Source organism: Pseudomonas oligotrophica (assembly GCF_021726475.1).
In the GTDB taxonomy this organism is placed as follows: domain Bacteria; phylum Pseudomonadota; class Gammaproteobacteria; order Pseudomonadales; family Pseudomonadaceae; genus Stutzerimonas; species Stutzerimonas oligotrophica.
The window spans coordinates 1-2,732 of record NZ_JAKJRU010000013.1; the positions used below are offsets into that span (position 1 = coordinate 1).

Annotated in this window: 4 protein-coding genes; all 4 read left to right on the forward strand. The window is 68.6% G+C overall.

Annotation, left to right across the window (positions count from 1 at the left end; translation table 11 throughout):
* Window positions 1–463, forward strand: a 463-nt coding sequence (locus L3N39_RS18825) for a NosD domain-containing protein (RefSeq protein WP_284691959.1), incomplete at its 5' end; no start/stop codon positions are given.
* On the forward strand, window positions 460–1,386 hold the full coding sequence (locus tag L3N39_RS18830; protein ID WP_237258960.1) for an ABC transporter ATP-binding protein: 927 nt from the start codon (window positions 460–462) through the stop codon (window positions 1,384–1,386). The genes L3N39_RS18825 and L3N39_RS18830, both read left to right, overlap by 4 nt.
* Window positions 1,383–2,213: an ABC transporter permease gene (locus tag L3N39_RS18835; RefSeq protein ID WP_237258961.1), complete on the forward strand. Its 831-nt coding sequence runs from the start codon at window positions 1,383–1,385 to the stop codon at window positions 2,211–2,213. The genes L3N39_RS18830 and L3N39_RS18835 overlap by 4 nt, the downstream gene beginning before the upstream one ends.
* A gap of 18 nt (window positions 2,214–2,231) precedes the next feature.
* A partial coding sequence (locus L3N39_RS18840) for a nitrous oxide reductase accessory protein NosL (RefSeq protein ID WP_237258962.1) occupies window positions 2,232–2,732 on the forward strand: 501 nt, incomplete at its 3' end.

Sequence of the window (2,732 nt, forward strand, 5' to 3'; positions counted from 1 at the left end):
CGGCGGCGAAGGCAAGGCCCTGTTCATCTACAACTCGCTGTTCAACAGCATCGAGAACAACCACTTCGGCAACAGCGCGCTGGGCATCCACCTGACCGCGGGTTCGGAAGACAACCGCATCGCCGGCAACGCCTTCGTCGGCAACCAGCAGCAGGTCAAGTACGTCGCCACGCGCACCCAGGAATGGTCGCAGGACGGGCGTGGCAACTACTGGAGCGACTACCTGGGCTGGGACCGCAACGACGACGGCCTGGGCGACGTGCCCTACGAGCCGAACGACAACGTCGACCGCCTGCTGTGGCTGTACCCGCAGGTGCGCCTGCTGATGAACAGCCCGAGCATCGAACTGCTGCGCTGGGTGCAGCGCGCCTTCCCGGTGATCAAGTCGCCCGGCGTGCAGGACAGCCACCCGCTGATGACGCTGCCAACCAAACACCTCTTGAACCAGGAACCCCTGTCATGAACGCCGTCGAAATCCAGGGCGTCAGCCAGCGCTACGGCAGCATGACCGTACTGCACGATTTGAACCTCAGCCTCGCTGAAGGCGAGGTGCTCGGCCTGTTCGGCCACAACGGCGCCGGCAAGACCACCAGCATGAAGCTGATCCTCGGCCTGCTCGCGCCCAGCCAAGGGCAGGTGAAGGTACTCGGTCGCGCGCCGGCCGACCCGCAGGTGCGCCGCCAGCTCGGCTACCTGCCGGAGAACGTCACCTTCTACCCGCAGCTGACTGGCCGCGAGACGCTGCGCCACTTCGCCCGCCTCAAGGGCGCGGCGCTCGGCCAGGTGGGCGAGCTGCTCGAGCAGGTCGGCCTGGCGCATGCCGCCGACCGCCGGGTGAAGACCTATTCCAAGGGCATGCGCCAGCGCCTCGGCCTGGCCCAGGCGCTGCTCGGCGAGCCGCGCCTGCTGCTGCTCGACGAGCCCACCGTGGGCCTGGACCCGATCGCCACCAGCGACCTGTACCGGCTGATCGACACGCTGCGCCAGCGCGGCGCCAGCATCATCCTCTGCTCCCACGTGCTGCCCGGCGTCGAGGCGCACATCAACCGCGCGGCGATCCTCGCCAAGGGCCGCCTGCAGGCGGTCGGCAGCCTGGCGCAGCTGCGCGCCGAGGCCGGCCTGCCGGTGCGCATCCGCGCCAGCGGCATCGACGAGCGCGAGCGCTGGCTCAGCCGCTGGCAGGACGAAGGCCACGCCGCCCGCCCGCTCAATGAGGGCAGCCTGGAAGTGGTCGCCTACAACGGCCACAAGCTGGTGCTGCTGCGCCAGCTGCTCGGCGAGGGCGAACCCGACGACATCGAGATCCACCAGCCGTCGCTGGAGGACCTCTACCGCTTCTACATGGAACGCGCCGGCGACGTGCGGGCCGAGGAGGGCAGAGCATGAACCAGGTCTGGAACATCGCCCGCAAGGAACTCAGCGACGGCCTGCGCAACCGCTGGCTGCTGGCGATCAGCCTGCTGTTCGCCGCGCTCGCGGTCGGCATCGCCTGGCTCGGCGCTGCCGCGTCCGGCCAGCTGGGCTTCACCTCGATCCCGGCGACCATCGCCAGCCTCGCCAGCCTGGCCACCTTCCTCATGCCGCTGATCGCGCTGCTGCTGGCCTACGACGCCATCGTCGGCGAGGACGAGGGCGGCACCCTGATGCTGCTGCTGACCTACCCGCTGGGACGCGGGCAGATCCTGCTCGGCAAGTTCGTCGGCCACGGGCTGATCCTCGCCCTGGCGGTGCTGCTCGGCTTTGGCTGCGCGGCGCTGGCCATCGCACTCTTGGTCGAGGACGTCGAGCTGGGCATGCTGGCCTGGGCCTTCGGCCGCTTCATGCTGTCCTCGACGCTGCTCGGCTGGGTGTTCCTGGCGCTGGCCTACGTGCTCAGCAGCAAGGTCAGCGAGAAATCCAGCGCCGCGGGCCTGGCGCTCGGCGTGTGGTTCCTCTTCGTGCTGGTGTTCGACCTGGTGCTGCTGGCGCTGCTGGTGCTCAGCGAGGGCCAGTTCAACCCCGAGCTGCTGCCCTGGCTGCTCCTGCTCAACCCGGCGGACATCTACCGGCTGATCAACCTCGCCGGTTTCGAAGGCAGCGGCAGCGCCATGGGCGTGCTCTCGCTCGGTGCCGACCTGCCGTTGCCCGGCATCATGCTCTGGCTCTGCCTGCTGCTGTGGGTGGCCGTTTCACTGTTCGTCGCCTACGCCGTGTTCCGTCGGCGCCCGGCCTGATTTGTGGGGAAAACCAATATGAAGACGCTTCACCAACTTGGCCTGGTCCTGCTGCTGGCCCTCGGCCTGGCCGCCTGCGGCGACTCGCAGAAGCCGGCCGCCAGCCTCGACCCGGTGGCCTTCCACGACAGCGACGAATGCCACGTCTGCGGCATGGTCATCAGCGACTTCCCCGGGCCCAAGGGCGAGGCGGTGTCGGCTGCCGGGGCGAAGAAGTTCTGCTCGGCCGCCGAGATGATCGGCTGGTGGCTGCAGCCGGAAAACCGCGGCCGCGAGATGAAACTCTACGTGCACGACATGGGCCGCAGCGTCTGGGAGACGCCCAACGACGAACATCTGATTGACGCAACCAATGCCTACTATGTGATCGGCACGCCGCTCAAGGGTGCCATGGGCGCGGTGCTCGCCAGCTTCGCCGACGAGCAGGCCGCGCAGCAGCTGGCCGCCAAGCACGGTGGGCGGGTGCTGCGCTTCGAGGAGATCGACCAGGCCTTGCTGCAGGAAGCGGCGGGCATGCAG

Excerpts from the sequence above, each read along its gene's own strand:
- L3N39_RS18835 (WP_237258961.1), top strand. The coding sequence starts at position 1,383 with ATGAACCAGGTCTGGAACATCGCCCGCAAGGAACTCAGCGACGGCCTG.
- L3N39_RS18830 (WP_237258960.1), top strand. The coding sequence starts at position 460 with ATGAACGCCGTCGAAATCCAGGGCGTCAGCCAGCGCTACGGCAGCATG.